This window comes from Rhodovulum sp., assembly GCF_011048875.1.
GTDB lineage: Bacteria > Pseudomonadota > Alphaproteobacteria > Rhodobacterales > Rhodobacteraceae > Rhodovulum > Rhodovulum tesquicola.
Map to the genome: position 1 here is coordinate 1 of NZ_DSDD01000288.1, position 1,889 is coordinate 1,889.

2 protein-coding genes are annotated in these 1,889 nt (G+C 68.1%); one reads left to right on the plus strand and one right to left on the minus strand.

The genetic code is table 11. The features are described from left to right. The coding region (locus ENN83_RS10095) for an anthranilate synthase component I family protein (protein WP_287186578.1) at window positions 1–1,264 on the plus strand (1,264 nt) is incomplete at its 5' end. A 17-nt stretch (window positions 1,265–1,281) separates the two neighbouring features. Here ENN83_RS10095 and ENN83_RS10100 read toward each other — a convergent pair. Further along, a partial coding sequence (locus ENN83_RS10100; RefSeq protein WP_287186582.1) for a translocation/assembly module TamB domain-containing protein occupies window positions 1,282–1,889 on the minus strand: 608 nt, incomplete at its 5' end.

Here is a 1,889-nt window from a genome sequence, read left to right on the forward strand (position 1 = left end):
CCGACATGCCCGCTTCGACGCCGACGCGTGGGAGGCCATGTCGGGCAGCCCGCTCGACACCCTGCGCGCAGTTCTGGCCGAAAGCGCGATCGAGATCCCCGACGATCTGCCCCCCATCGCGGCAGGGCTGTTCGGTTATCTGGGCTATGACATGATCCGGTTGGTCGAACGGCTGCCGAACGTCAATCCCGATCCGCTCGGCCTGCCCGATGCGCTGATGCTGCGCCCGTCAGTCGTTGCCGTGCTGGACGGGGTCAAGGGCGAGGTGACGGTGGTCTCGCCCGCGCGGCCCGAACCCGGGCTTTCGGCGCGCGGGGCCTATGCCCGGGCCGCCGAGCGGGTGATGGACGCGCTGCGCGACCTGGACCGTGCAGTGCCCGCCGAGACCCGCGATTTCGGCGAGGCGCGCGAGGTGGGCGAGCCGGTGTCGAACTTCACCAAGGACGGCTACATGGCCGCCGTGGAAAAGGCCAAGGAATATATCCGCGCGGGCGACATCTTTCAGGTCGTGCCCGCCCAGCGCTGGACGCAGGATTTCCCGCTGCCGCCCTTTGCGCTTTATCGCTCGCTCCGGCGCACGAACCCCTCGCCCTTCATGTTCTTCTTCAATTTCGGCGGTTTCCAGGTGATCGGCGCCAGCCCCGAAATCCTCGTGCGGCTGCGCGACGGGCAGGTGACGATCCGGCCCATCGCCGGAACCCGCCCCCGCGGCGCCACCCCCGAGGAAGACAAGGCCTACGAGGCCGACCTGCTGTCCGACCAGAAGGAACTGGCCGAACATCTGATGCTGCTCGATCTGGGCCGCAACGATGTTGGGCGCGTGGCCAGGATCGGCACCGTGCGACCGACCGAGGAATTCGTGATCGAGCGCTATTCCCACGTCATGCACATCGTCTCGAACGTGGTGGGCGAGATCCGCGAAGGCGAGGATGCGCTGTCGGCGCTGCTGGCCGGGCTGCCTGCGGGCACGGTGTCTGGTGCGCCCAAGGTCCGCGCGATGGAGATCATCGACGAACTGGAGCCAGAAAAGCGCGGCGTCTATGGCGGGGGCGTCGGCTATTTCTCGGCCGGTGGCGAAATGGACATGTGCATCGCGCTGCGCACGGCCGTCGTCAAGGATGACAAGCTTTATATCCAGGCGGGCGGCGGCGTGGTCTATGACAGCGACCCCGAAGCCGAGTGGCAGGAGACGGTGAACAAGGCCCGCGCGTTGCGCACCGCCGCCGCCGAAGCCGCGCGCTTCGTGCGGCGCGGAAACGGCTGAGGCGCTGCGCCCTCGGGTCAGTAATCGCGCTCGTAGAAGACCCCGATGCCTGTATCGCCTTCGGCCCCCAGCCGCCCGCGCACCGTGACCTGGGGCGAAAGATCGAAGTTCAGCTCGATCCGGGTCTGGCCCGCGCCATCGACCGTGACCTCGGAGTAAAGATCCTCCGACAGATACTTGCCCGCGCTGACCTCGGTTTCGCCATCGGCGGTCTGGCGCAGGTCCAGATCGTCCAGCCCGGTGCCCTCGCGGATCCGGCCCAGCAGTCCGCCGCCATTTCCGCCCGCCAGCCCCGCGACCGCGGTGGCGAGTTGCACCGCCTGGAAGGCCGAAAGCTGCTCGATGCCGCGCCCGAACAGAAGCCGCGCCAGCACCTCGTCCTCGGGCAAGTCGGGATCCGACAGGAAGCGGATTTCCGGCGCGCTGGCCCGGCCCTCAAGCTGGATCCGCGCTGTGATGTCGCCGGTCTGCGTCGCGGCCACGAAACGCAGATAGGGGTCGAGCGTGCCCTGCAAGGAGACCTGCCCCTCGGTCAGGTCGAAACGCCGCGACAGGATGTCTAGCCGCCCACGGATAAGGTCGAACCGGCCATCGGGGATCAAGTCGGCCGTGGTGCCGCGCAGCC